This window comes from Pseudoxanthomonas sp. 134C1 (genome assembly GCF_057773065.1).
This window is the reverse complement of the sequence record NZ_JBYMTH010000013.1, coordinates 44,730-69,794: the sequence shown is the minus strand read 5'-3', so window position 1 is coordinate 69,794 and position 25,065 is coordinate 44,730. Positions and strand designations below refer to the sequence as shown.

Genomic DNA, 25,065 nt, shown 5'->3' with positions numbered 1-25,065 from the left:
CCCACCCTACGCGGTTTCGCGCAACGCGGCCAGAAAGCGGCGCGGCGCGCCGTCGAAGCCGCCGTTGGACATGAACACCACGTGGTCGCCTGGCCGTGCGATGGCTCGCAGCGCCGCGATCAACGCATCCACGTCCGGCACCGTGCGCGCATCGCCACGGATCGCATCGATCACCTTGCCCGCATCCCACGGCAGTTCGGGGCGATGCAGGAACACCACCGCGTCGGCCAGCGCGAGCGAAGGCGCCAGCGCATCGGCATGCGCGCCCAGCCGCATCGAATTGCTGCGCGGTTCCATCGCCACCACGATGCGGGCATCGCCGACCTTTGCCCGCAACCCTTCCAGGGTCGTGTGGATGGCGGTCGGATGATGGGCGAAATCGTCGTACAGGGTGATGCCGTCGGCCTCACCGATGATCTCGAGTCGTCGCTTGACGCTGCGGAAGCGCGCCAGCGCCGGCATCACCGTCGCCGGATCCACGCCGACCGCGTTCACGGCGGCCAGCGCGGCCAGTCCGTTGAGCACGTTGTGGCGGCCGAGCAGCGGCCAGCGCACTTCGCCAAGCTCGCGACCCTGGTGGCGCACGGCGAACGCGCTGCCATCCTCGCGGATCAGGCGCGCGCTCCATTCCAGCGCCGGGTCGAAGCCGAAGCGTTCCACCGGCGTCCAGCACCCCATCGCCAGCACTTCCGCCAGGCGCGCATCCTCGCCGTTGACGATCAGGCGGCCGCGTCGCGGCACGGTCCGGACCAGATGGTGGAACTGGCGCTGGATGGCGGCCACGTCGGGAAAGATGTCGGCGTGGTCGTATTCGAGATTGTTGAGAATCGCCACCAGCGGCCGGTAATGGACGAACTTGCTGCGCTTGTCGAAGAAAGCGGTGTCGTATTCGTCCGCCTCCACCACGAACTCGCGGCCCTGGCCGACCCGCGCGGACACGCCGAAGTCCTCGGCCACGCCGCCGATCAGGAAGCCCGGCGAACGCCCGGCCGCTTCCAGCAGGAAGGTCAGGATGGTGGTGGTGGTGGTCTTGCCGTGGGTGCCGGCCACCGCGAGGGTGTCGCGTCCCGGCAGCACCCGCTCCGACAGCCACTGCGCGCCGGAAATGTAACGGCGGCCCTCGTCCAGCACCGCCTCGACCGCCTCGTTGCCGCGCGAGAGCGCATTGCCGATGACGATCTCGTCGCAGTCCGGGGATATGTTCCGCGGCAGGTAACCCTGCGCCAGGGTGATGCCGAGCTGTTCCAGCTGGGTGGACATCGGCGGGTAGATCGCCTGGTCGCTGCCTTCGACGTCATGCCCGAGCTCGCGCGCGAGCGCGGCCACGCCGCCCATGAAGGTACCGGCGATTCCCAGAATGTGGATCTTCAAGACGACGCTTCCGTGGTGAACGACGAGACTGTAGCCCAGCGCCCCGGTTTCGGCACGCGGGCGGACCGGAGCGAAGATGGCACCGCGGCCGCGGTGCGCGGATCAGGTGCGGGTCCGGGTCCGGACGATCCGGGACCCGCGCTCCGGGTGGACCGGCCGCCGCACCGGGTACGGCGGACCGGAGTCCGCGGAAACCGGCCTCAGCCGACTTCCTTGGCCGGCGACAGCGCCTCGATCAAGCGGCTGAACACATCGTCCAGCGAGCCCACGCCGTCGACGACGGTCAGCTGACCGTGCTGGCGGTAGTAATCGATGACCGGCGCGGTCTGGCTGGTGTACTTGTCCAGGCGGTTGCGGACCACTTCCGGCGAATCGTCGTCACGGCCCTCGGCCTTGGCGCGGCCGGCGATGCGTTCCACCAGCAGGTCGGTGGGGACTTCCAGCTGCACCGCGAAGTCCATCGGCTGCCGGATCCGGTCGAGCAGCGCGCCCAGCGCGTCGGCCTGCGCCAGGTTGCGCGGGTAGCCGTCCAGGATGAAGCCGTTGGCGGTGTCTGGACGGGCGAACCGGTCTTCCAGCATGCCCAGCAGGATCTCGTCGCTGACGAAATCGCCGCGCGCCATGATCTCCTTGGCCTGCACGCCCAGCGGACTGCCCGCCGCGACTTCCGCGCGCAGCAGATCACCGGTGGAAATGTGGGGAACCTGCAGATATTCCTTCAGACGCGCCGCCTGAGTGCCCTTGCCCGACCCGGGGGGGCCCAGTAGAACCAATCGCATTGTGTAACTCCCGAACTAGAATCCTGCCGGCGGTGCCGGGCGGCGGGATCCCCCGCGCCTCGCTGCACCGCGTCATCTGTGTGAAGCTTACCGCATCAAGACAACCCGGAACGAATCCCCCATGAGCCAGGGCACCCTACTTTATGCGCAGTCCGGTGGCGTCACCGCCGTCATCAACGCCACCGCCGCGGCCGTCATCGGCGAGGCGCGCGCCCGTAAAATCAAGGTCTTGGCGGCCCGCAACGGCATCCTCGGTGCCCTGCGCGAGGAACTGATCGACACCAGCAAGGAGTCGGCCGCCGCCATCCGCGCGCTGGCCCAGACCCCGGGCGGCGCGTTCGGATCGTGCCGGGTCAAGCTGAAATCACTGGACGCCGACCGCGCCCGCTACGAGCGCCTGCTGGCGGTTCTCAAGGCCCACGACGTGCGCTGGTTCCTCTACAACGGCGGCAACGATTCGGCCGACACCGCGCTCAAGGTGTCCCAACTGGCCAAGGCGTTCGACTATCCGCTGACCTGTATCGGCGTGCCCAAGACCGTCGACAACGATCTGGCGGTCACCGACACCTGCCCCGGCTTCGGCTCGGCGGCCAAGTACACCGCGGTGTCCGTGCGCGAAGCCGCGCTGGATGTGGCGGCGATGGCGGAGACGTCCACCAAGGTGTTCGTCTACGAAGCCATGGGCCGGCACGCCGGCTGGCTCGCCGCCGCCGCCGGCCTGGCCGGGCAGTCGCCGGACGACGCGCCCCAGATCATCCTGTTCCCCGAGCGCGCCTACGACGAGGCGGCGTTCCTGGCGCAGGTAAAGAAGGTCGTCGCCAGGGTCGGCTGGTGCGTGGTGGTCGCCAGCGAGGGCATCCAGCATGCCGATGGCCGCTTCGTCGCCGATGCCGGCGGCGGCAAGGATTCGTTCGGGCATACCCAGCTTGGCGGCGTGGCCTCCTACCTCGCCGGCCGGGTCAAGGACCAGTTGGGTTTCAAGGTCCACTGGACCCTGCCCGACTACCTGCAGCGCTCCGCCCGTCACATCGCTTCCAGGACCGACTGGGAGCAGGCGCAGGCGGTGGGCAAGGCCGCGGTCCAGTACGCGTTGAAGGGACAGAACGCGGTGATGCCGGTGATCGTGCGCACCTCCGATGCGCCGTATCGCTGGAAGATCGAAGCAGCACCGCTGGAAAAGGTCGCCAACCACGAAAAGAAAATGCCGAACGGCTTCCTTCGCAAGGATGGCTACGGCATCACCGCCGCCGCGCGCAAATATCTCGAGCCGTTGATCCGCGGCGAGGCCTATCCGGAATTCGGCCGCGACGGCTTGCCGAAGTACGTGACGCTGAAGAACGTGGCGGTGAAGCAGAAGCTGCCGAAGTGGGAGGGGTGACGGGAGCATTCACGTCCAGAAGGCAGCGGCGTTGCATCGCACTGCCGCTTTTTGCCTTTCTGTTGGCTGCATGCAACCGCGACATACCCGCCGACCAGACACCCGTACAGTCCAACACGCACATACGGGAGACCGAGCACTACCGCATCGAATCCAGTGCTTCCGGCGAGGAGACCCGGAAAACGGCGGATGCGACCGAGAGCCTCTACCGCACCTACATCCACTTCTTCGATCTGGCGGACAAACCACGCGGTGACAAGCTCAAATTGATCCTCTACCGGGATCGCGCAGAGTTCAAACAGCACAACCGCAGCAGACCGTGGGCGGAAGCCTACTATCTGCCCAACACCTGCCATGCTTACTACGCCCGCGACGCCGTCAATCCATACCACTGGATGCTGCACGAGGCCACCCACCAATTGAACCGCGAGGTCGCCGGCTTCCAGCGTCGGACCTGGATCGAGGAAGGGCTGGCTACCTACTTCGGTGCCAGTCGACTGGAGAATGGGCAACTGATCGCGGGGAGCATAGATCCGGCTGCTTATCCCATCTGGTGGCTGCCCGGGCTGCCGTTGTCAGGGGATCTGCAGCGCGACATCCGGGAAGGGAAACTCATTGCCCTTCGTTCGCTGATCACCGGCTCAGGCGGACCGCCGATAGATGCTCACGTCAACCAGTACTATGTCGGTTACTGGAGCCTTTCGCATTTTCTGTTCCACTACCGCAACGGCAAGTACGCGGATGCATATCGGAAGCTCATTGTGCGGGGTGGCGACATCTCCGATTTCGAATTCCTGATCGGACCGGTGAGCGTCATTGAAACGGAATGGTACGGCTACCTCCGCGAAGCCGCCGCCAACCAGTGATCCGGTTCGGACCAAGACGCTCGGCCGGCGGGTTCGGCCAGCACCTCCCCTTTGCAGTTTTCGCTACCTGCGCTAGCCTGCGCACGGGGAAATCTGAAGGGGAAACCCGATGTCGACGGTTCGCGCCATGCCGGCGCTGGCGTTGCTGTGCGCGTCCGGCGTCACCGGAACCGTCATACCGGCTCCGATTCCCTCCGATACCGCGGTCCCGCCTCCGCCTGCCGCGGAAGCGATGCCGGCCTGTCCACCCTCGGAAGGCGCGGAACTGGTACTCGCGCTTTCTGAAACCTTGAATTCAGCCCGGACCCGGCGGGGCGATCGCTTCCGCCTGACGCTTGCCGAGCCCTTGATCACTTCCGATGGCATCTTGCCCATCGGTACACCCGGCGTCGGCGAAGTCGTGCATGCCGAACCGTCCCGTGGAGGCGGCAAGCCGGGCGAGATCCTGCTGGCCGCCCGGTACCTGGAGTTCCAGGGCGAGCAGATACGGCTGCGTGGTTTCAAGCTCGGCGGCAGTGGCCAGGATCGGTCGCACGCCGCGATCGGCACGGCCGTGGTGGCCGGCCCCTTCGCCTACTTCCTCAAGGGCAGGGAAATCGAGCTGCCCGCCGGTACCCGTGCGCGCGCCAGGCTGGCCCGGACATTACCGCCATCGGCGGCAACCCCATCGCCTCCGCCGTCCTGCGCCACCGCACGGACGTCCCCATCCGAATCCCCACGCATCACCACCCAACCAACGGAGTAGAGCATCCATGCGTTTCCGCCTGACCCGCCTCGTGATCGCCGCTGTCCTGTGTGCCCCGTTCATCGCCGCTGCCCAGGAGGCCGCCACCGCGGCGCCCGCGGAAGAAACCAGCGCGCCGGCTTCGCCCTCGGCGGAGGAAGCGCCAGCACCCGCCGCCGCCGCCGCGCCGGCGGCCACATCCGAATCGAAGGGCGCGATCGCCATCGCGGCTCCCGAGGCGGGCAAGGGCCAGATCGTGTTCTTCCGCGAAAAGAAGTTTGCCGGCGCGGCGGTCAACTACATCGTCCGTGAAGGCGAACAGGAACTGGGCAAGTTGAGCAGCGGCAGCTATTTCGTCATGCCGGTGGAACCGGGCGCGCACACGTACACCGTGCACTCGGAGGCCAAGGACGTGCTCAACATGGAAGTGGAAGCGGGCGAGACGTACTACGTGGTCGGCGGCATCACCATGGGCTTCCTGGCCGGCCGGCCCAATCTGTCTCCGTCGGATCAGGCCACGTTCGACGGCATGTCCAGGAAACTCAAGCCTTCCAAGCCGCTGAAGAAGTAAGCCTCGCCCGCCGGCGCACCCAGGATCACGGTCCGCGTGCGCCGCGCATCATCCTCGGCATGACGCCCGATGATGATCCGAACCGATGGTTCCGATCCCTGGCGCGGGGATGGCGATGGTGGACCGAGCCCCACCTCAAGGGCATTTGCCCTCGACCTTCATTTCGGCGGCGAACAGCGGAATCTTCGCCTGCGCGATCTTGCCGGCGGCGATGTCCTGCTTGGCGTCTTCCAGGTAGATGCGGGCCTGGCCCTGTCCGTCCTTGTCCGGCGTGCTGACCGCGACCGGCTTGCGCCATACGCGCACGACCGCCTGCTGCGATGCGCAGGCGGCGCTGGGAATGCGGATCACGTCGTTGAGCAACCACCCCGACGATGCGCCCGGCCTGGCCTTGGCGGCATCCAGCAGGCGTGCGCGCGGCTGACACTGGGCGCTGGTGCGGACCACGCTGAAGCGGTAGGGCTGCGCGGCATCGCCGGTGAACATGCCCTCGAAGCGGGCACATGCCTCCGGAATCTGGCGGATGGTATGGACCGCGCCCACGGCCTGCGCGGTGGCGGTGGCCGGCCGCTTGATCTCCGGTTGCGGTTCGGCCGCAAACGCCGGCAGGACAACGGCGGCGGCCAGGGTGGCGGTCAGGGCGAGGGGGGAAATCGGACGCATCGGACAACCTCGGGAATACGACCGCGCAAGGCTGGCACGGGCTGCCTGAACCCCCGCTCGTGGTTGGCGGGCGGGGCGGGCTCGGGTCATACTCGGGACGCTCCAGGGATTGTCTGAACACGTCGGTATCCGCGCGGCCCACGCCGCAGTGGCTGTATCCCGTTCGACAGGCTCCATCGGGATCACCGCCCCACCCGGATTTTCGACCGGTCACGCACTCGCCGGACGTCATTCATCAACCTTGGGAGGGGTCATGCTGGAACAACACGGTTTGACGCTGTCGCTGGTCTGCGCCGCGGTGGCAATTCTTTATGGAATATTCTCGGCACGCTGGATTCTTTCCCGGCCTGCCGGCAATCCGCGCATGCAGGAAATCGCGGCGGCGGTGCAGGAAGGCGCAAGCGCCTACCTGCGCCGGCAATACACCACCATCGCGATCGTCGGCGTCATCCTGTTCCTGATCATCGGCCTGGTCCCCGCGCTGGGCTGGCCCACCGCCATCGGTTTCGCCATCGGCGCGCTGCTGTCGGGCGTGGCCGGCTTCATCGGCATGTTCGTCTCGGTACGCGCCAACGTGCGCACGGCCGAGGCCGCCACCCACGGCCTGAACCAGGCGCTGAAGATCAGCTTCACCGGCGGCGCGGTCACCGGCCTGCTGGTGGTCGGCCTGGGCCTGCTGGGTGTGGCCGGCTACTTCCTCGTGGTCTGGAACGGCCAGCCCACCGAGGCGGCGATCAAGGCCGCGCTGCAGCCGATGGTCGGCCTGGCCTTCGGCGCATCGCTGATCTCGATCTTCGCCCGTCTGGGCGGCGGCATCTTCACCAAGGGCGCCGACGTCGGCGCGGATCTGGTCGGCAAGGTCGAAGCCGGCATCCCCGAGGACGACCCGCGCAACCCGGCCGTGATCGCCGACAACGTGGGCGACAACGTCGGCGACTGCGCCGGCATGGCCGCCGACCTGTTCGAGACCTACGCGGTGACGGTGATCGCGGCGATGCTGATCGCCGGCATCTCCTTCGCCACCTACGGCTGGGCCGGCGTGGTCTATCCGCTGGTGCTGGGCGCGGTTTCGATCCTGGCTTCGGTCATCGGCACCTTCTTCGTCAAGGCGCGCGAAGGCGGCAAGATCATGAACGCGCTGTACCGCGGCCTGGCCGTCTCCGGCGTGCTCGCGGCAATCGCGTTCTTCTTCGTCACCAAGTCGATGTTCGCGCCGGAACTGCTGCTGCCGCTGTTCGGCTGCGCGCTGATCGGCCTCGTGCTGACCGCGGCGATGGTGGTGATCACCGAGTACTACACCGCCACCGAATATCCGCCGGTGCAGCAGGTCGCCAAGGCTTCCGAAACCGGCCACGCCACCAACATCATCGCCGGCCTGGCGGTGTCGATGAAATCCACCGCGCTGCCGGTGATCGCGGTGGCGATCGCCATCCTGGCCAGCTTCTGGGTGGGTGGCCTGTATGGTGTTGCGGTGGCCGCCACCGCGATGTTGTCGATGGCGGGCATGGTGGTCGCGCTGGATGCCTACGGTCCGATCACCGACAACGCCGGCGGCATCGCCGAGATGAGCGAACTGGGCCCGGACATCCGCAGGATCACCGATGCCCTGGACGCGGTCGGCAACACCACCAAGGCGGTGACCAAGGGCTATGCGATCGGTTCGGCCGCACTCGCCGCGCTGGTGCTGTTCGCCGACTACGCGCACAAGCTGGGCGAGAAGTTCGGCGAGGGCGCGGTCAGTTTCGCCATCAATGATCCCAAAGTCGTGGTCGGCCTGCTGATCGGCGGCCTGATTCCGTACCTGTTCGGCGCCTTCGCGATGCAGGCGGTGGGCCGTTCGGCCGGTGCGGTGGTGGAGGAAGTGCGCCGCCAGTTCCGCGAGATCAAGGGGATCATGGAGGGCACCGGCAAGCCGGAGTACGACAAGGCGGTGGATCTGCTGACCAGGTCGGCGATCCGCGAAATGATCGTGCCGTCGCTGCTGCCGCTGATCATCCCGATCATCGTCGGCCTGTTGCTGGGACCGGCCGCTTTGGGTGGCCTGCTGATGGGCACGATCGTCACCGGCCTGTTCGTCGCCATCTCCATGTGCACCGGCGGCGGCGCCTGGGACAACGCCAAGAAGTACATCGAGGAAGGCCACCACGGCGGCAAGGGTTCGGACGCGCACAAGGCCGCGGTCACCGGCGACACCGTCGGCGACCCTTACAAGGACACCGCCGGTCCGGCCATCAACCCGCTGATCAAGATCATCAACATCGTGGCGCTGCTGCTGGTGCCGCTGCTGCCGGTGGACGGCTGGTTCAAGGGTGGGGCAAGTGCGGCGGTGGGCGGCGCCCATTCCGCCGAGTCGATGCACATGGCCGAACTGACCAACGATCATCTGGCCAAGGTGTATTTCGACGTCGGCTCGGCGGTGGTGCCGGCCGACGCCAGCGCGCGTCTGGCCAGCGTGCTCGGCAGCCTGCACGCCAAGACCGACAGCAAGGCGCGGGTGTCCGGCTTCCATGACGCCACCGGCGATCTGGCGACCAACCAGGAACTGGCCAAGCAGCGCGCGCAGGCCATCCAGCAATGGCTGGTGGTCAATGGCATCGCCGCCGAGCGCATCGAACTGGACAAGCCGATGCAGACCGAGGGCAACGGCAACGCCGACGAGGCGCGGCGGGTGGAAGTGAAGGTGGAATAGCGCGAACCGGCATCCATCGTCGCAATGAAACAGGGCGGCCATGGCCGCCCTGTCTTGTTTCTAGCGCTGACTTGTGGGAGCGACGCAAGTCGCGATGCGACGACCTTCGACGGACACGGCTTTCAAAAGTTTAGCGACTTCCGTCGCTCCCACAGGTCGGGGATTCACTGCGTCGGCTGCAACGCCACCACGCGCACGTTGAACGAGTTGCAGGCGTTGTCCACGCAGATGCCGTTGAGCCAGGCTTCGCCGTTCCCGAACATCACGCCCTTGCCGTTGACGAACAGTTCCGAGTACCGCTGTCGCACGATCACGTCGGCCATCTCCGGGGTGACGATGCGACCGTACTGGGTGATGAATCCGGGCGCGTCCTTCACGGTGGCCGGCTTGCCTTCAATGGTGGTCTTGAACGGGAAATCGATCATCGCCGCCACGGTGGCGGCATCCTTCTGCGCCACCGCCTGCTGGAACGCCAGGATCGCCGTTTCATAACGGGTGGCGTCGCCCAGTATCTGGCCGATGCGCTGGTTGACCTCGCCGTGAGCGTCGGCTTCGCCAGCCGCCGCCGGCGTCGGCGCCGCCGCGCCGCCGTGGGTCTGCGCGATGGACTCGGGTACGGCCTGCGTCGCGTTCGCGGCCGGAGCGGCGGGCGATGCCGGTTCGGCGGCGGGTTTGCAGGCGACCAGCAGAACGGCCGCGGCCACGGGAATCCATGCTCTCATCGTTCGCCTCCGGGCAAGGCGCGCGCATCGCGCCACGGCCGGCATGTTAGCCGGTTCCGTGGTGGCGACGCGTCGAGGCGCGCCTACTCCACCACTTCCGCCAGCACGCGGCGGCCGGTCGCGATTTCCGCCGCCTCCTCCGCCTCGGTTTCGCGCCGCACCGATTCGGCCAGCGCACTCGCGCAGGCCTCGGCCTGCTGCTTCAGGTACACCGGGCAGTGCTCCATCATGTAATCCATGTCGAACTTCAGGCGTTCGACCAGGAAGTCGACGAACGCGCGCACCTTCGGCGACATCATGCGGCCGCGCGGGAACACCGCGTTGAACTCGAACTCCGGACCGGTCCAGCCGGCCAGCACGCGCTGCACATAGCCCTGTTCCAGGTAGGGCTTGACCATCACGTCCGCCGCGACCATCAGGCCCTCGCCGCACAGCAGCGCGCCTTTCAACGCGGCGGGATCATTGGCGATCAGGATCGGATTGATCGCGAAGTCCTTGTCCTGATTGCCGTCGTTGAGGGTCCAGCAGAAGCTGCCGCCACCACGCCGGTGCTTGGGCATCGCCAGCGCGCGGTGGTGCTGCAGGTCATCCGGACCCAGCGGCTCGCCGTAGCGGGCCAGATAGCTCTTGCTCGCATACACCTGGGTGCGCAACACGCCCAGCCGACGCGCGACGAGGTTGGAATCGGGCAGGTTGCCCAAGCGCAGGGCGACGTCGATTTCACCGCCAATCAGATCCAGCGGCTCGTTGCTCAGCAATATCTCCACCCGGATCTCCGGGTATTGCGCATGGAACTCGCCCAGCAACGGCGCGATCTTGTCGATGCCGATCGAGTACGGCGTGGTGAAGCGCAGCCAGCCGCGCGGGCCACCCTGCAACTGGTTGACCGCGCTCTCGGCCTCGCTGAGTTCGCGCGCGATGCGTTGGCAATGTTCGTAATAGATGTTGCCGGCTTCGGTGAGGCCGAGCTTGCGGGTGGTCCGGTGCAGCAACTGCGCGCCCAGGCGCGTTTCCAGTTCCTGGACTTTGCGGCTGACCGTGGTCTTCGGCAGGCCGAGCGTCTTGGCGGCGGCGATGAAACTGCCCTGCTCGACCACCTTGACGAAGATCAGCGTGTCGTTCAAATCGTGGCTCATGGGGGGACTCCGGGGAGGCAGATCCGGATTGGACCGCCAGCGGGATGATTATTCCCCTAAATCTGGACTAATCAAGTCCCCTTTGTCGGCATAAGGTAGCCACCTGCTCCAACTGCAGTGACCGCTCTCATGCTTGTTTCCCCGCCAATCCGCCTCCCCCTCGCTGCCCGCAATCTGGCCGAAACGCCGGTCATGCGGACCTTTGCGCTGGGCATGCGCGCGCCGGGCGTGGAAATCCGGCTGCACCCCCGCCGCCGGCAAGCTATCGGTGACGCCGGTCATGATTTTGTCCTGTCAGCAGGTACTTCCTGGCTGGCCTCGGCAATTGTCCCGTTAACGGGAGAAAACATCCCATGAGCGGGACACTGTCACTCACCGCGACCCGGCGGAGCCCGGTGGCGGCGCAGGCGCCGCGATTGAACCTGGCCGCCACCATTCCGCCCCATGCCCATGCGCAGGCCGCGCAGGAATGGGCAATCACACCGCAGGATCCGGATATCGGTGTCCCGCCCCTCCGCTCCACACTTTCCCCCACGTCGGAATCCTCCCCCGCCGACGCGGAGAAGGCCGCCCACCACGACCACGCCGCTCCCCCCCTCCCCCCGCGCGGCGTGCTCGGTTCGTTGGTCGGCTGGTGGCGCCGCTGGTCCCGGGGACAGTCCGTCGACACGCAGACCGAAGCGTCGCGTTCGCGCCTGTCCCCGCGACCACCGGTGTCGGGTTTCCGCGAGTTCACCGTGCCGCGCCGCATGCAGGCGGGCGCCGCGACCGTGGTGCGCGCCCGCGCATTCGGCCAGCGCGCACTGCTGGCCGGCCCACGCCGGAGCCGCTCGTGAAAGGCGCCTCGCATCCGCAAGCCCTGGTGCTGGGCGCCGCCGGCACCGTCGGCGCCGGCGTGGTCGGCGCGCTGCTGGAAGTCGGCAGCCCGGTGCTGGCGGTCGGACGCGAGGGGCCGCGCATGCAGGCGCTGGCCGATCGTTTCGTGGACGAGCCGGCGCTGGAAGTGATGCACAGCGGTTGCATCTTCAGCGATGACGATGCGGCGCAGCTGGCCCGGAACATCCGCGCGCGCGGCCGGCCGCTGCGCGCGGTGTTCGCCAGCCTGACCAGTCCGCTGGAAGCGGGACGCCTGCTGGACAAACCCAGCGACGTGCTGCGCCACAAACTGGAAATGGATGTCATCCCGCACCTGGCCGCGGCCCGGCACCTGCTGCCGCTGCTGGCCGAGTCGGGCGGCACCACGCATTACATCCTGGTCGGCGGGCCGTTCGCCGAACGCGGCTGGTCCGGCTACGGACACGCCTCGGTCACCGGCGCGACGATGCGGATGATGGCGCAGGTGCTGCACGAAGAAGCGCACGCGCTGGGCGTGCGCGTGCAGCTGCTGTCGGTGGACAAACCGATCTGCACGCCGGCCAACGCCGTCAACGCCTGCGCCGAATGGCCCAACGCGCTGGCGGTCGGACGCAACGCGGTATCGCTGCTGAGCCGTCACGGCAAGCCGCTCCCGATCGTCTCCTATTCCAAGGAGCTGGCGGAAGCGCCGACCCGGACCCTGTTTTCCGACTTTCCCACCTCCCGCTGGGGCGATGCCGCCCCCGCTTGACCTCAACTCAAGTTCAGGTCTTAGGCTTCCCGCCCGTTGTTCCTCCCCCACCCACCACGAGACTTCCATGAACAAGTACATCGACATCGCTCCGCGTACGCGACGATTCCTTGCCCTGGGCGCGGCCAGCGCGCTGTCACTGGCCATCCTGGCCGGCTGCAGCGGCGGCCAGGCCAGCGAAACCGGCGCACCGCCGCCGCCTTCGGTCAGCGTCGCCCCGGTCCTGATCAAGCCGGTCAGCCAGTGGGACGAATTCAGCGGCCGCATCGAAGCGATCGAGAACGTCGACCTGCGTCCGCGCGTGTCCGGCTACATCGATCGCGTCAACTACACCGAAGGCCAGGAAGTGAAGAAGGGCGATGTCCTCTTCACCATCGACGCACGCAGCTACCGCGCCGAGTTGGCGCGCGCGCAGGCCGAACTGGCGCGCGCGCGCACCCAGGCCGAACTGGGCCGCAGCGAGGCCGAGCGCGCACGCAAACTGTCCGAACTGCAGGCCATCTCCACCGAGGAATACGAGCAGCGCCGCTCGGCCGCCGCGCAGGCGCAGGCCAATGTCGCCGCCGCCCAGGCCGCGGTGGACTCGGCACGCCTCAACCTGGAATGGACCCAGGTGCGCGCGCCGATCGACGGTCGCGCCGGCCGCGCGCTGGTGACCGCCGGCAATCTGGTCACCGCCGGCGACAGCGCCAGCGTGCTGACCACGCTGGTGTCGCTGGACAGGGTGCACGTGCACTTCGACGCCGACGAGCGCGCGTTCCTGCGCTACGCCGAGATGGCGCGCAAGGGCGAGCGCCCGAGCGAACGCGACGGCAAGGTGCCGGTGCAGGTCGGCCTGGCCGATGACCAGGGCTTCCCCTACGGCGGCACCGTCGACTTCCTCGACAACCAGGTGGATCGCAGCACCGGCACCATCCGTGCCCGCGCGGTGCTGGACAACAAGGATCGGTTGTTCACGCCGGGGCTGTATGCCCGCGTGCGCCTGCTGGGCAGCGGCGAGTTCAAGGCCGCGCTGATCGACGACAAGGCCGTGCTCACCGATCAGGATCGCCGCTACGTGTTCGTGGTCGACAAGGAAGGCAAGGCCCAGCGCCGCGACGTCAAGCTCGGCCGGATGGTCCAGGGCCTGCGCATCGTCGAACAGGGCCTGGTCGCCGGCGACCGCGTGATCATCAGTGGCGTGCAGAAGGTGTTCTTCCCCGGCATGCCGGTCAACGCCAAGGTAGTCGCGATGGATGCCAAGCCGGAAGCCAAGGTCCCCGCGCCCGACGCCGTCGCCATGAAGTAATCCCCGCCGCGCCCGCCGGAGGCGGGCCAGGCAACACCTGAGCCGTCCCTCCCCACCTCCCCCACGTCGGGGGAGGGGCGAGTCCTCTGCTTTCCCATTTTCCAGGAAATCCACCCATGGACTTCTCAAAGTTCTTCATCGACCGGCCGATTTTCGCCGCGGTGTTGTCGATCGTGATCTTCGCCGCCGGCCTGATCTCGATCCCGATGCTGCCGATCGGCGAGTACCCCGAAGTGGTGCCGCCTTCGGTGGTCGTGCGCACGGTCTACCCCGGCGCCAACCCCAAGGTCATCGCCGAAACCGTCGCCACCCCGCTGGAAGAAGCCATCAACGGCGTCGAGGACATGATGTACATCAAGTCCGTCGCCGGTTCCGACGGCGTGCTGCAGCTGACCGTGACCTTCAAGCCGGGCACCGATCCGGACGAAGCCGCGGTGCGCGTGCAGAACCGCGTCGCCCAGGCGCAGGCCCGCCTGCCCGAGGACGTGCGCCGCCAGGGCGTGACCACGCAGAAGCAGTCGCCCGTGTTCCTGATGGTCGTCCATCTGGTTTCCAAGGACGGCAAGTACGACTCGCTGTACCTGCGCAACTACATGCGCCTGCACGTCAAGGACGAAATGGCGCGCATCACCGGCGTCGGCGACGCACAGGCCTTCGGTGGCGGCGACTACGCCATGCGCATCTGGCTGGATCCGGACAAGGTCGCCGCGCGCGGCCTGACCGCCAGCGACGTGCTGCGCTCGGTGCGCGAGCAGAACGTGCAGGTGTCCGCAGGCCAGCTCGGCGCCGAACCGATGCCCAACGGCAGCGACTTCCTGCTGCCGATCAACGCCAAGGGTCGTCTGGAAAGCGCCGAGGAATTCGGCGACATCGTGCTCAAGAGCGGCAACGAGGGCGAAATCGTGCGCCTGTCGGACGTCGCCCGGATCGAACTGGCCGCCGGCGACTACACCCTGCGTGCACGCCTCAACGGCATGAACGCCGCCGCGCTGGGCATCTTCCAGGCACCCGGCGCCAACGCGCTGGACATCCGCGACGCGGTCGTCGACAAGATGGCCGAAATCCGCAAGAAGCTGCCGCCGGGCGTGGAAATCACCTCGGTGTACGACACCACGGTGTTCGTGCGCGATTCGATCAAGTCGGTGATCACGACGCTGCTGGAAGCCACCCTGCTGGTGGTGCTGGTGGTGATCCTGTTCCTGCAGACCTGGCGCGCCTCGATCATCCCGCTGCTGGCGGTGCCGGTGTCGGTGGTGGGCACGTTCGCGGTGCTGTACCTGCTCGGCTATTCCATCAACACCCTGACCCTGTTCGGGCTGGTACTGGCCATCGGCATCGTGGTCGACGACGCCATCGTGGTGGTGGAAAACGTCGAACGCCACATCGAGGAAGGCGCCACGCCGCTGGAAGCGGCGCACCTGGCCATGAAGGAAGTGTCCGGCCCGATCATCGCGATCGCGCTGGTGTTGTGTGCGGTGTTCGTGCCGATGGCGTTCCTCACCGGCGTGACCGGCCAGTTCTACAAGCAATTCGCGGTCACCATCGCCATCTCCACCGTGATCTCGGCGATCAACTCGCTGACCCTGTCGCCGGCCCTGGCCGCCAAGCTGCTGAAGCCGCACGGCGCCCCCAAGGACGCCCCGGCGCGCATCATCGACCGCCTGTTCGGCTGGCTGTTCCGTCCGTTCAACCGGTTCTTCAAGCGCAGCTCCGAGCGCTATGAAGGCGCGGTCTCGCGCGCGCTGGGCCGTCGCGGCGCGGTGTTCGCGGTGTACGCGCTGCTGCTGGTCGGCGCGGGCGTGATGTTCAAGGCGGTGCCGGCGGGCTTCATTCCGCTGCAGGACAAGCTGTACATCATCGCCGGCGTGAAGATGCCGGAAGGCGCCTCGATCGAACGCACCGACGCGGTGCTGAAGAAGATGGCGAAGATGGCGATGGAGGTGGAAGGCGTGCAGGACGAAATCGCGTTCCCCGGCCTGAACCCGCTGCAGTTCACCAATACGCCCAACAGCGGCGTGGTGTTCTTCAACCTCAAGCCGTTCGGTGAACGCAAGAACAGCGCCGCGCAGATCACCGCCGAGCTGAACCAGAAGTTCTCCGGCATCCAGGAAGGCTTCACCTTCGCGCTGATGCCGCCGCCCATCCAGGGCCTGGGCAACGGTTCGGGCTGGTCGCTGTTCATCGAGGACCGCACCCGCCTGGGTTACGGCGAGCTGCAGAACGCGGTGCAGGCATTCCAGGGCGCGGCGTCGCAGACGCCGGGCATGGGCTTCCCGATCAGCAGCTACCAGGCCAACGTGCCGCAACTGGACGCCGAAGTCGATCGCGTCAAGGCCAAGGCCCAGGGCGTGCCGCTGACCGAGTTGTTCGACACCCTGCAGACCTACCTGGGTTCGGCCTACGTCAACGACTTCAACATGTTCGGCCGCACCTGGCAGGTGATCGCGCAGGCCGACGGCCCGTTCCGCGACAACGTCGAGGACATCGCCAACCTGCGTACCCGCAATGCCAACGGCGAGATGGTGCCGGTCGGCAGCATGGTCAGCATCAAGCAGACCTACGGTCCGGATCCGGTGATCCGCTTCAACGGCTATCCGGCCGCCGATCTGCTGGGTGAAGCCGACCCGCGCGTGCTCTCGTCCGGCGAAGCGATGGCCAAGGTCACCGAACTGGCCGGGAAGGTCCTGCCGACCGGCATGGGCATCGACTGGAGCGACCTGAGCTACCAGCAGGCAACCCAGGGCAAGGCCGCACTGGTGGTGTTCCCGCTGGCGGTGATGCTCGCCTTCCTGGTGCTGGCCGCGCTGTACGAGAGCTGGACCCTGCCGCTGGCGGTGATCCTGATCGTGCCGATGACGCTGCTGTCCGCGTTGCTGGGCGTATGGCTGACCAACGGCGACAACAACGTGTTCGTGCAGGTGGGCCTGGTGGTGCTGATGGGCCTGGCGTGCAAGAACGCGATCCTGATCGTCGAATTCGCCCGCGAACTGGAACTGCAGGGCAAGAGCATCGTCGAGTCGGCGCTGGAAGCCTGCCGCCTGCGCCTGCGCCCGATCGTCATGACGTCGGTGGCGTTCATCGCCGGCACCGTGCCGCTGGTGCTGTCGACCGGCGCCGGTGCGGAAGTCCGCTCGGTGACCGGCATCACGGTGTTCGCCGGCATGCTGGGCGTGACCCTGTTCGGCCTGTTCCTGACCCCGGTGTTCTACGTGGCGCTGCGCAAACTCGCGCATCGCCCGCTGGTCTCGCACGCCCCGGCGCACGCGACCGGTGAAGCCCACGTCTGATCCCTCCCTGGTTCGTTTCTCCCTCCCCCACGTACTGGAGAATCCCATGCAAGACACATCCCGCATCGCCCTGGTCACCGGCGCCACCCGCGGCATCGGCCTGCAGACCGTGCGCCAGCTGGCCGAGGCCGGCGTGCACACGCTGCTGGCCGGGCGCGATCGCGACCGCGCGGTCGAGGCCGCGCTCAAGCTGCAGGCCGATGGCCTGCCGGTCGAGGCCATCGCGCTGGACGTCACCGACGACGCCAGCATCGCCGAGGCGGTCAGCACCGTCGAGGCGCGCCACGGCCGCCTGGACATCCTGGTCAACAACGCCGGCATCCTGGTCGACGAATCCGGCAAACGGGTCTCCGAGCAGACCGCCGTGACCTGGCGCAAGACCTTCGACACCAACGTGTTCGGCCTGATCGCGGTGACCCAGGCGTTCCTGCCACTGCTGCACAAGTCCTCGTCCGGCCGCATCGTCAACGTCTCCAGCATCCTGGGTTCGGTGGCGCTGAACGCGGATCCGTCCTCGCCCATCTACGACTTCAAGGTGCCCGCCTACAACGTTTCCAAGAGCGCGGTGAATGCATGGACGGTGCAGCTGGCCTATGAACTGCGCGACAGCCGGATCAAGGTCAACACCATCCATCCCGGCTACGTGAAGACCGACATGAACGCCGGCGAAGGCGAACTGGACATCGCCGACGGCGCCCGCACCAGCGTCTCCCTGGCGCTGATCGACGACAACGGGCCGCAGGGTGGCTTCTTCCATCAAGGAGAGGTGCTGCCATGGTGATCCGCTCTCTCGTCGTCGGCATCGCCTCGGCGCTGCTGGCCGCCTGCGCCACCGTCGGCCCCGACTACCGCGCGCCGGAACTGGCGCCAGCCACGCTGCCCAGCGCCAGCGAGACCGCGTTCAACGACACGCGCCCGGTCGCCAACTGGTGGGCGCAGTTCGAGGACGCCACCCTCGACCAGTTGATCGCCGACGCGCTCGCCGCCAATCCCGATCTGTGGATCGCCGCCTCCCGCGTGCAGGAGGCGCGCGCGGTGTTCAGCGAACGCCGGCTGGACCTGGCACCGCACGTGCAGTTGGGAGTCGAGCAGACCCGCAGCAAACAGCCTGTCGCCGATCAGGGCCGGGTGGAAACCGAAACCGACAGCGTCGGCTTCGATGCCGCCTGGGAACTGGATCTGTTCGGCCGCCTGCGCCGTTCCGCCGAAGCCGCGCACGCGGATCTGCAGGCGCAACGCAACGACATGACCGCCATGCAGGTCAGCGTGGCGGCGGAAGTGGCGCGCAACTACTTCGAGTTGCGCGGCGCGCAGAAGCGCCTGGACGTGGCCCGCAGGACCCTGGGCAATCTCGGCGAAACCCAGCGCCTGACCGAATCGCGCTGGCAACTCGGCGCCGGCACCGAACTGGAAGTGCAGAGCAGCCTGGCGCGGATGAAGGCGATCGAGGCGACCCTGCCGGTCCTGGAAACCGCCGAGGCGCAATCACGCCATCGCATCGAAGTGCTGACCGGACGCCGACCCGGCACGCTGGATGCGGTATTGGTCCCGCGTGAAACACCGGCGCTCGCGAAAGTGCTGCCGATCGGCGACACCAGCACCCTGCTGCGCCAACGTCCGGATGTGCGCGCGGCCGAACGCCGGTTGGCCTCGGCCACCGCGCGGGTCGGCGTCGCCACCGCAGATCTGTTCCCGCGGGTCAGCATCCGTGGCTTCGTCGGCTTTCTCGCCGGTGATTTCAGCGGCCTGATCAATGGCGACAACAAGGCCTGGTCGGTGACCCCGTCGATCAGCTGGGCGGCATTCGATCTCGGCAGCGTGCGCGCGCGCCTGCGCGCGGTGCAGGCGCAGAACGACGGCGCGGTGGCCGAGTACGAGAAAGCGGTGCTGGGCGCGCTGGAAGACACCGAGAACGCGTTGCTCGGCTACGCCAAGCGACAGACCCAGTTGCTGCGGGTGAACGAACAGGCCACCGCCGCGCACCGCGCCGCCGAACTGGCGGAGGCCCGCTACCGGGCCGGCGCGTCGGACTTCCTCACCCTGCTCGACGCACAGCGTACGCAGCTGGCGGCGGACGATGCGCTGGCGCAGGCCGAAGCCGGCGTCAACGTGGGCGTCGTCGCCGTGTACAAGTCGCTCGGCGGCTGGGGCGAGCCGGACGTGGATCCGGCGCTGGCCACGGTCAAGCGCGAAATCGGCAACCCCGCGCCGCATGCGGAAAGCAGCACGAGCCTCGTGCAACGCTGAGCGTCACAGGGAAAAGCCATCGGCGGAGCCGGTGATGTCAAGGATGGCGTGGGGTCGGGTCGGGTGGACCCGGCCCCGCTTATTTTCTCACCCCCGCCAACGCGTGGCGGCCAGCGCGTCGCTCATTTCGCGCGCGAGCTGGCGGAAGCAGTGCGCCAGCGCCGACGGCTGCAGGCACAAGGCATCACGCGCGTCATCGCTGCGCTGTCCCGGCATCACCATCGCCGCCATCATTTCGAGTTGATCCCGCACCTGTTGCAACTGCAGCTGCGCTTCTTCCGGAAGGTGGTAGCCGGCGTCGTCTTCCGGCGTTCCGCGTGCCTGCATCCTGGTTCTCCTGTCAGCAATCCTTGCATCACGGGCGCATGTCAAAAGTGAAAAATAACACTGAAAAAACACACCCCGCGACCGTTAGAGAGCCTTGCATATGCACCCACGATAGGCAAGCCTGTTTGCCTGCCACCGGGCACGGCCGTTAGCGTATGCGCATGGTCAAAACAGGCCCCACTCTCGCCCAGCGACTCACTCAGGCACGCGCAGCGATCGGCATGTCACAGGAACAGGTCGCGCAAGCCGTGGGCATCACCCAGCCGAGCTATTCCGCGCTTGAACGCGGCATCAGCAAGAGCACATCCAAGATCGGTTCTCTCGCACACGTGTTCGGCGTGGATGCGTATTGGCTGGAGACCGGCGAAGGGCAGCATCGTCGTGGCCAGGTGTCCGAATCGGGCACGCCCTATCGTCTCCCCGGCGAACAGCGTCGCCTGCTGCAAATGCTCAATCGCCTGAGCGCGCGCAAGCGCCGGGCCCTGATGGATTTCCTGCAGGAATGAGCACCGGTCGGTGGACGCGTCCATCCGGCTGACCCGCAAAGGAAGCGACCTTCTTTTCCGGATGTGCAAAGAGAGAAGCGGATGCATCCTGCGCTGGGATGCACCCGCTTCGTGCCACACACGATGGAAACACCCGCCCGCGGATGCCGCAGGCCTGCTTGCCTGCCTACTTCGTACCGACGCTCAGGCCGCTGCTGTCGACCTTGCGGACACCCTTGACTTCGCGCGCGACCGAGACGGCCTTGTCGATCTGGGCCTGGTTGTCGACGCGCCCGGACAGCTTGACTTCACCGTTGGTGGTTTCGACCTTGATGTCCAGGCCGGAAACATCCTCGGCCGCCAGCAGTTCGGTCTTGACCTTGGTGGTGATCCAGGTGTCGTTGACGGGCTGGCTCGAATCGCCCTGCGCGGATTGCGCGCGCTGCTCTTCCGGCTCGGTCTGCTGCTGCGCCATGGCGCCGGCGCTGACCAGCAACGCGCCGGCGGCCAGCGCCGCGGCGAGCGGAAGACGGAAAGTGGTGACGGTCGACCGTTTCATGGTTCCTCCTGCCTGTGCGGGAACGCGGTGCCAGTCTTGCCATGCGCACGTACAGCAGGCGTGAAGAGGATGATCATTCGAGCGCTTGCGTGACGTGCCATTCAGTTGCGCCACGCAAGCGTTAAGATGCTCCGCACGTCGCCTCCTCCGCGAGAATCCGCCCATGGCCGCCTCCCTCAACGTCGCCCTGCTCGGCTATGGTTTCGTCGGCAAGGTGTTCCATGCGCCCTTGCTGAGCCGCACGCCGGGCCTGATCCTGCATACGGTGGTTTCGCGCGACGCCGGCAAGGTGCACACGGATCTCCCGCAGGTCCGGGTGGTGGCCGACGCCGACGAGGCCTTCGCCGATCCCGCCATCGATCTGGTCGTGGTCGCCACCCCCAACGAGACCCACGCGCCGCTGGCGATGGCCGCGCTCATGCGGGGCAAGCATGTCGTGGCGGACAAGCCGTTCACGGTCACGCTGGAGGAAGCCGAGCGCGTCATCGCCCAGGCACGCGCCAGCGGACGCCTGGTCAGCGTGTTCCAGAACCGGCGCTGGGACGCGGATTTCCTGACTGTTCGACAATTGCTGGGCGACGGCGCGCTGGGGGAAATCGCGGAGTTCCATTCCCATTTCGATCGCTACCGTCCGCAGGTCGCGCAGCGCTGGCGCGAGAGCGACGTGCCCGGCGCGGGCCTGTGGTACGACCTCGGACCGCACCTGGTCGATCAGGCGCTGCAGTTGTTCGGCACGCCGCTGGCGGTACACGCGGATCTGGCGAGGCAGCGGACGGGCGCGCGGGCCACCGACTACTTCCATGTCCAGTTGCGCTACCCGCGCGCACGCGTGCATCTGCATGCCGGTTCGCTGGTGGCCGGCAATGGGCTGCGATTCGCGGTTCATGGCGAGCGCGGCAGCTATCTGAAGCACGGACTGGACGCGCAGGAAGAACGGTTGCGCGCAGGCGGCATGCCCGGTGACGCGGGCTGGGGCCGGGATCCGCAACCGGGACAGCTGGTCCTCGCCGGTGAGGACGGGACGCTGATCGCGCAGACGGTGGACAGCCTGCCCGGCGATTACCGGCACTACTACAGTGCGATGCGCGCGGCCATCGTCGATGGCGCGCCGCTTCCGGTCACTCCCGAAGAGGCCTTGTCGGTGATGCGGCTGATCGAAGTGGGCATCCGCAGCGCGGACGAACACCGCGAAATCCCGTTCGCCTAGCGCGGAGCCTGCTCCGCTGGAGACCGCGTGCGGAAAGGCCCTGTTCTCCGGAATTCCATAAAGCCGATCCCTGCTCAGCGTCAGGGATCGAGCAGGCGCGGACCGGGCCCTTCCTCGGCCAGTTCGTCGAGCGGATTGCGCAGCGGACAGACTTTCAGCGACAGGCATCCGCAACCGATGCAGCTGTCCATGTGATCACGCAGGCGGGTCAGGCGTTCAATCCGCTCATCCAGATCCGCCTGCCAGCGCGCGGACAGCTTGCGCCAGTCGGCGGCGGTGGGCGTGCGCCCTTCCGGCAGCGAAGACAGGGCGTCGCGGATCTCGGCGAGCGGGATTCCGGTCCGCTGCGCGACCTTGATGATGGCGACCCGGCGCAGCACCTCGCGCGGATAGCGACGCTGGTTGCCGGCATTGCGCCAGCTGTGGATAAGTCCCTTGCTCTCGTAGAAATGCAGGGTGGATACCGCCACGCCCGCTCTCGCCGCCACTTCGCCCACGGTCAATTCCATGCAGACGTTCGCCTTCTTCTTCGCCGTTTCCGGTTTGGCTTGCGCGGACATGACCACACTCGCTTGACCTCAATATTGATTGAGGTTTTACCCTGTGCGGCCTCTCCCTGCAAGTCCTTGATGCGCATGACTCCTCCCCTCGAACTGGCCCTGATCTATGGCAGCGACCGCGAAGGCCGTTTCTGCGATGTGGTGGCCAACTGGATCCGCGGCCAGCTCGACCGCCGCCGCGACTACGCGGTGGACGTGGTCGATCCGGCGCTGATGGATCTGCCGCACCGGCATGGCATGACCCCGTCGGCCGACCTGGTGAACCTGCAACAGCGGATCTGGCGCGCCGACGCGTTCCTGCTGGTGGTGCCGGAGTACAATTACGGCTATCCCGCGGCGCTGAAGTTCCTGATCGATTCGGTCCAGGAGCATTGGCAGGCCAAGCCGGTGGCGTTTGTCGCGTATGGCGGCATCAGCGGCGGTTCGCGCGCGGTGGAGCAGCTGCGCCAGGTGTTTTCCGGACTGCACGCCTGCGCGGTGCGCAATTCGGTACTGTTCCCGATGGCGTGGGATCGTTTCGGCGCCGACGGCCAGCCGCGCGATGCGGCGGCCTGCGCGCAGGCCGCCTCCACCATGCTCGACCAGTTGGCCTGGCTCGGCCATGCCCTGCGCCAGGCGCGCGCGGCCTGGCCATACCCGGCGCGGTGACGGTCCGGCGACGCCGACGGCGTCGCGGCGGGCATTCCCCCTGACGTGCCCCGTGCACATGGAAGACACGACCCATGTTCCGATTTTTCGAAAAGCGGATTGATCCCTACCCCGCCGGCGAGCCCGCCACGCCGCCGCGCAAGCTGTTCGCATTCCTGCTGCACTACTCGCGGCCGCTGCTGCCGTGGCTGTTGCTGATGTCGGTGCTGACCGGCGCCATCTCGGCGCTGGAAATCCTGTTCTTCGACTTCATGGGCGATCTGGTCGACTGGCTCGGCAACGCCGATCGCGCCGGCTTCATGGCCATCCACGGTTCGACCCTGCTGTGGATGGCGACGCTGGTGGTGGTGGTGTACCCGCTGCTGGTGCTGGTGCAGTCGCTGGTGATCCACCAGACCATCTTCGGCAACTACCCGATGATCGCGCGCTGGCTGTCGCACCGCTATCTGCTGCGGCAGAGCGTGTCGTTCTTCCAGGACGAGTTCGCCGGGCGCATCTCGCAGAAGGTCATGCAGACCGCGCTGGCGATCCGCGAGACGGTGATGAAGCTGATGGACGTGTTCGTCTACGTCGTCGTCTACTTCGTCGGCACGGTGATCCTGGTCGGACGCGCGGACCTGCGCCTGATCCTGCCGCTGGCGCTGTGGCTGGCCGGCTACCTGGTCATCCTGTTCTGGTTCGTCCCGCGCCTGCAGCGGGTGTCGATGGCCCAGTCCGATGCGCGCGCGCAGATGACCGGCCGGATTGTCGACAGCTACACCAACATCCAGACCATCAAGCTGTTCGCCCATACCATGCGCGAACAGGACTATGCGCGCGACGCGATGGACGAGTTCATGGTCACCGTGCACCGGCAGATGCGCCTGGTGACCCAGCTGACCGTCAGCCTGCACAGCATCAACGCGCTGCTGCTGGCCGGCGTGGGCGGACTGGCGGTGATGGCGTGGCTGCAGGGTTCGATTTCGCTGGGCGCGATCGCGGTCGCCATCGCCCTGGTGATGCGCATCCGCTCGATGTCCGACTGGATCCTGTGGGAAGTCGCCAGCCTGTTCGAGAACATCGGCACGGTCGAGGACGGCATGAACACCATCGCCCAGCCGCTGGCGATCACCGACGGCGATAGCGCGCGCGACCTGGAAGTCAGCCACGGCGAAATCCGTTTCGAGCACCTGCAGTTCCACTATGGCCGGCAGTCGAAGGTCATCGAGGATCTGTCGCTGGTCATCCGTCCCGGCGAGAAGGTCGGCATCGTCGGCCGCTCCGGCGCCGGCAAGTCGACCCTGGTCAACCTGCTGCTGCGCTTCTACGACCTGGAGGGCGGGCGCATCCTGATCGACGGGCAGGACATCGCCCGGGTCCGGCAGGAATCGTTGCGCCGCAATATCGGCATGGTCACCCAGGACACCTCGCTGCTGCACCGCTCCATCCGCGACAACATCCGCTACGGCCGGCCGGACGCGGACGAGGCGCAGATCATCGAGGCCTCCCGGCGCGCGCACGCGGACGAGTTCATCCGCACCCTGACCGACGCCAAGGGCCGCAGCGGCTACGACACCCATGTGGGGGAGCGCGGCGTGAAGCTGTCCGGCGGCCAGCGCCAGCGCGTGGCGATCGCGCGCGTGCTGCTGAAGGATGCGCCTATCCTGGTCCTGGACGAGGCCACCTCGGCACTGGATTCGGAGGTCGAAGCCGCCATCCAGGAGCAGCTGTACGCGCTGATGGAAGGCAAGACGGTCATCGCCATCGCCCACCGCCTGTCCACCATCGCCGTGCTGGACCGGCTGGTGGTGATGGATCAGGGCCGCATCATCGAAACCGGCAACCACGACGAACTGCTGCAGCGTGATGGCCTGTACGCGGCGCTGTGGCGACGGCAGTCCGGTGGATTCATCGGGCTGGACGTGGCCGAGGTGGATTGAGGGCCGGGATTCGGGATGACCGGCCGTGCGGCC

General features: G+C 67.2%; 23 protein-coding genes and 1 pseudogene. 16 read left to right on the top strand and 8 right to left on the bottom strand.

The features are described 5' to 3' along the window. Positions 1–6: 6 nt before the first annotated feature. Together mpl and AC3DEZ_RS19195 are read right to left on the bottom strand one after the other, a co-directional pair. Complete coding sequence (mpl, locus tag AC3DEZ_RS19200) at positions 7–1,371, bottom strand: UDP-N-acetylmuramate:L-alanyl-gamma-D-glutamyl-meso-diaminopimelate ligase (RefSeq protein WP_488389637.1); 1,365 nt, start codon at positions 1,369–1,371, stop codon at positions 7–9. 200 nt (positions 1,372–1,571) lie between these two features. Next, on the bottom strand, positions 1,572–2,150 hold the full coding sequence (locus AC3DEZ_RS19195) for an adenylate kinase (protein WP_447104691.1): 579 nt from the start codon (positions 2,148–2,150) through the stop codon (positions 1,572–1,574). 121 nt (positions 2,151–2,271) lie between these two features. On the opposite strand from AC3DEZ_RS19195, the gene AC3DEZ_RS19190 reads away from it, so the two are divergent. The 4 genes from AC3DEZ_RS19190 (at position 2,272) to AC3DEZ_RS19175 (ending at position 5,689) form a co-directional block, all read left to right on the top strand. Further along, the gene (locus AC3DEZ_RS19190; RefSeq protein WP_488389636.1) at positions 2,272–3,528 is read left to right on the top strand and encodes a 6-phosphofructokinase; all 1,257 of its coding nucleotides are present in this window, start codon (positions 2,272–2,274) and stop codon (positions 3,526–3,528) included. After that, positions 3,525–4,394: a hypothetical protein gene (locus AC3DEZ_RS19185; protein ID WP_488389635.1), complete on the top strand. Its 870-nt coding sequence runs from the start codon at positions 3,525–3,527 to the stop codon at positions 4,392–4,394. Before AC3DEZ_RS19190 ends, AC3DEZ_RS19185 begins: the two co-directional genes overlap by 4 nt. Before the next feature lie 109 nt (positions 4,395–4,503). Further along, positions 4,504–5,139, top strand: coding sequence for a hypothetical protein (locus tag AC3DEZ_RS19180; protein WP_488389634.1), 636 nt, complete (start codon positions 4,504–4,506; stop codon positions 5,137–5,139). 7 nt (positions 5,140–5,146) lie between these two features. Continuing rightward, positions 5,147–5,689 carry a DUF2846 domain-containing protein gene (locus AC3DEZ_RS19175; RefSeq protein ID WP_488389633.1) on the top strand — a complete coding sequence of 181 codons (543 nt, stop codon included), beginning with the start codon at positions 5,147–5,149 and terminating at the stop codon, positions 5,687–5,689. Between the two features lie 135 nt (positions 5,690–5,824). Here AC3DEZ_RS19175 and AC3DEZ_RS19170 read toward each other — a convergent pair whose 3' ends face one another. Next, positions 5,825–6,352, bottom strand: a complete 528-nt coding sequence (locus tag AC3DEZ_RS19170) for a hypothetical protein (protein ID WP_488389632.1) — start codon at positions 6,350–6,352, stop codon at positions 5,825–5,827. A gap of 253 nt (positions 6,353–6,605) precedes the next feature. Here AC3DEZ_RS19170 and AC3DEZ_RS19165 point away from each other — a divergent pair. Both AC3DEZ_RS19165 and AC3DEZ_RS19160 read left to right on the top strand, forming a co-directional pair. Next, positions 6,606–8,639: pseudogene (locus AC3DEZ_RS19165) on the top strand (sodium-translocating pyrophosphatase); the annotation flags it as partial. Between the two features lie 66 nt (positions 8,640–8,705). Next, complete coding sequence (locus tag AC3DEZ_RS19160) at positions 8,706–9,041, top strand: OmpA family protein (RefSeq protein WP_488389702.1); 336 nt, start codon at positions 8,706–8,708, stop codon at positions 9,039–9,041. 164 nt (positions 9,042–9,205) lie between these two features. Here AC3DEZ_RS19160 and AC3DEZ_RS19155 read toward each other — a convergent pair whose 3' ends face one another. Continuing rightward, entirely contained in the window at positions 9,206–9,763 is a 558-nt protein-coding gene (locus tag AC3DEZ_RS19155; protein WP_488389631.1) for a hypothetical protein, read from the bottom strand. An 83-nt stretch (positions 9,764–9,846) separates the two neighbouring features. Further along, positions 9,847–10,899: a LysR family transcriptional regulator gene (locus tag AC3DEZ_RS19150; protein WP_488389630.1), complete on the bottom strand. Its 1,053-nt coding sequence runs from the start codon at positions 10,897–10,899 to the stop codon at positions 9,847–9,849. Positions 10,900–11,252: 353 nt separating this feature from the next. Here AC3DEZ_RS19150 and AC3DEZ_RS19145 point away from each other — a divergent pair, with 353 nt between their 5' ends. From AC3DEZ_RS19145 to AC3DEZ_RS19120, 6 genes are all read left to right on the top strand, one after another. Then, entirely contained in the window at positions 11,253–11,735 is a 483-nt protein-coding gene (locus tag AC3DEZ_RS19145; RefSeq protein ID WP_488389629.1) for a hypothetical protein, read from the top strand. Continuing rightward, positions 11,732–12,505, top strand: coding sequence for an SDR family oxidoreductase (locus tag AC3DEZ_RS19140; RefSeq protein ID WP_488389628.1), 774 nt, complete (start codon positions 11,732–11,734; stop codon positions 12,503–12,505). Before AC3DEZ_RS19145 ends, AC3DEZ_RS19140 begins: the two co-directional genes overlap by 4 nt. Before the next feature lie 67 nt (positions 12,506–12,572). Beyond that, positions 12,573–13,793 carry an efflux RND transporter periplasmic adaptor subunit gene (locus tag AC3DEZ_RS19135; protein ID WP_488389627.1) on the top strand — a complete coding sequence of 407 codons (1,221 nt, stop codon included), beginning with the start codon at positions 12,573–12,575 and terminating at the stop codon, positions 13,791–13,793. 116 nt (positions 13,794–13,909) lie between these two features. After that, on the top strand, positions 13,910–17,080 hold the full coding sequence (locus tag AC3DEZ_RS19130; protein WP_488389626.1) for an efflux RND transporter permease subunit: 3,171 nt from the start codon (positions 13,910–13,912) through the stop codon (positions 17,078–17,080). 46 nt (positions 17,081–17,126) lie between these two features. Next, positions 17,127–17,861, top strand: a complete 735-nt coding sequence (locus AC3DEZ_RS19125) for an SDR family oxidoreductase (RefSeq protein ID WP_488389625.1) — start codon at positions 17,127–17,129, stop codon at positions 17,859–17,861. Beyond that, entirely contained in the window at positions 17,855–19,327 is a 1,473-nt protein-coding gene (locus AC3DEZ_RS19120) for an efflux transporter outer membrane subunit (protein WP_488389624.1), read from the top strand. Before AC3DEZ_RS19125 ends, AC3DEZ_RS19120 begins: the two co-directional genes overlap by 7 nt. Before the next feature lie 87 nt (positions 19,328–19,414). On the opposite strand, the gene AC3DEZ_RS19115 is transcribed toward AC3DEZ_RS19120, so the two are convergent. Further along, complete coding sequence (locus tag AC3DEZ_RS19115; RefSeq protein ID WP_488389623.1) at positions 19,415–19,654, bottom strand: XAC0095 family protein; 240 nt, start codon at positions 19,652–19,654, stop codon at positions 19,415–19,417. Positions 19,655–19,809: 155 nt separating this feature from the next. Here AC3DEZ_RS19115 and AC3DEZ_RS19110 point away from each other — a divergent pair, with 155 nt between their 5' ends. Then, a complete protein-coding gene (locus tag AC3DEZ_RS19110) occupies positions 19,810–20,160 on the top strand; it encodes a helix-turn-helix domain-containing protein (protein ID WP_488389622.1) in 351 nt (116 codons plus the stop codon). Positions 20,161–20,326: 166 nt separating this feature from the next. On the opposite strand, the gene AC3DEZ_RS19105 is transcribed toward AC3DEZ_RS19110, so the two are convergent. Then, positions 20,327–20,698 carry a BON domain-containing protein gene (locus AC3DEZ_RS19105; protein ID WP_488389621.1) on the bottom strand — a complete coding sequence of 124 codons (372 nt, stop codon included), beginning with the start codon at positions 20,696–20,698 and terminating at the stop codon, positions 20,327–20,329. Between the two features lie 163 nt (positions 20,699–20,861). On the opposite strand from AC3DEZ_RS19105, the gene AC3DEZ_RS19100 reads away from it, so the two are divergent. After that, on the top strand, positions 20,862–21,905 hold the full coding sequence (locus AC3DEZ_RS19100; RefSeq protein WP_488389620.1) for an oxidoreductase: 1,044 nt from the start codon (positions 20,862–20,864) through the stop codon (positions 21,903–21,905). An 80-nt stretch (positions 21,906–21,985) separates the two neighbouring features. On the opposite strand, the gene soxR is transcribed toward AC3DEZ_RS19100, so the two are convergent. Continuing rightward, complete coding sequence (soxR, locus tag AC3DEZ_RS19095; RefSeq protein ID WP_447104673.1) at positions 21,986–22,465, bottom strand: redox-sensitive transcriptional activator SoxR; 480 nt, start codon at positions 22,463–22,465, stop codon at positions 21,986–21,988. Positions 22,466–22,540: 75 nt separating this feature from the next. On the opposite strand from soxR, the gene AC3DEZ_RS19090 reads away from it, so the two are divergent. Then, positions 22,541–23,113 (top strand): NADPH-dependent FMN reductase, encoded by a 573-nt coding sequence (locus AC3DEZ_RS19090; protein ID WP_488389619.1) that lies wholly within the window; start codon positions 22,541–22,543, stop codon positions 23,111–23,113. A 74-nt stretch (positions 23,114–23,187) separates the two neighbouring features. Then, positions 23,188–25,032, top strand: coding sequence for an ABC transporter ATP-binding protein (locus tag AC3DEZ_RS19085; protein ID WP_488389618.1), 1,845 nt, complete (start codon positions 23,188–23,190; stop codon positions 25,030–25,032). Positions 25,033–25,065: the final 33 nt, after the last annotated feature.

Coding starts and splice junctions, on each gene's coding strand:
- AC3DEZ_RS19195 (WP_447104691.1), bottom strand. CDS start 2,150: ATGCGATTGGTTCTACTGGGCCCCCCCGGGTCGGGCAAGGGCACTCAG.
- AC3DEZ_RS19190 (WP_488389636.1), top strand. CDS start 2,272: ATGAGCCAGGGCACCCTACTTTATGCGCAGTCCGGTGGCGTCACCGCC.
- AC3DEZ_RS19180 (WP_488389634.1), top strand. CDS start 4,504: ATGTCGACGGTTCGCGCCATGCCGGCGCTGGCGTTGCTGTGCGCGTCC.
- AC3DEZ_RS19175 (WP_488389633.1), top strand. CDS start 5,147: ATGCGTTTCCGCCTGACCCGCCTCGTGATCGCCGCTGTCCTGTGTGCC.
- AC3DEZ_RS19170 (WP_488389632.1), bottom strand. CDS start 6,352: ATGCGTCCGATTTCCCCCCTCGCCCTGACCGCCACCCTGGCCGCCGCC.
- AC3DEZ_RS19160 (WP_488389702.1), top strand. CDS start 8,706: ATGCACATGGCCGAACTGACCAACGATCATCTGGCCAAGGTGTATTTC.
- AC3DEZ_RS19155 (WP_488389631.1), bottom strand. CDS start 9,763: ATGAGAGCATGGATTCCCGTGGCCGCGGCCGTTCTGCTGGTCGCCTGC.
- AC3DEZ_RS19150 (WP_488389630.1), bottom strand. CDS start 10,899: ATGAGCCACGATTTGAACGACACGCTGATCTTCGTCAAGGTGGTCGAG.
- AC3DEZ_RS19145 (WP_488389629.1), top strand. CDS start 11,253: ATGAGCGGGACACTGTCACTCACCGCGACCCGGCGGAGCCCGGTGGCG.
- AC3DEZ_RS19135 (WP_488389627.1), top strand. CDS start 12,573: ATGAACAAGTACATCGACATCGCTCCGCGTACGCGACGATTCCTTGCC.
- AC3DEZ_RS19130 (WP_488389626.1), top strand. CDS start 13,910: ATGGACTTCTCAAAGTTCTTCATCGACCGGCCGATTTTCGCCGCGGTG.
- AC3DEZ_RS19125 (WP_488389625.1), top strand. CDS start 17,127: ATGCAAGACACATCCCGCATCGCCCTGGTCACCGGCGCCACCCGCGGC.
- AC3DEZ_RS19120 (WP_488389624.1), top strand. CDS start 17,855: ATGGTGATCCGCTCTCTCGTCGTCGGCATCGCCTCGGCGCTGCTGGCC.
- AC3DEZ_RS19115 (WP_488389623.1), bottom strand. CDS start 19,654: ATGCAGGCACGCGGAACGCCGGAAGACGACGCCGGCTACCACCTTCCG.
- AC3DEZ_RS19110 (WP_488389622.1), top strand. CDS start 19,810: ATGCGCATGGTCAAAACAGGCCCCACTCTCGCCCAGCGACTCACTCAG.
- AC3DEZ_RS19105 (WP_488389621.1), bottom strand. CDS start 20,698: ATGAAACGGTCGACCGTCACCACTTTCCGTCTTCCGCTCGCCGCGGCG.
- AC3DEZ_RS19100 (WP_488389620.1), top strand. CDS start 20,862: ATGGCCGCCTCCCTCAACGTCGCCCTGCTCGGCTATGGTTTCGTCGGC.
- soxR (WP_447104673.1), bottom strand. CDS start 22,465: ATGTCCGCGCAAGCCAAACCGGAAACGGCGAAGAAGAAGGCGAACGTC.
- AC3DEZ_RS19090 (WP_488389619.1), top strand. CDS start 22,541: ATGACTCCTCCCCTCGAACTGGCCCTGATCTATGGCAGCGACCGCGAA.
- AC3DEZ_RS19085 (WP_488389618.1), top strand. CDS start 23,188: ATGTTCCGATTTTTCGAAAAGCGGATTGATCCCTACCCCGCCGGCGAG.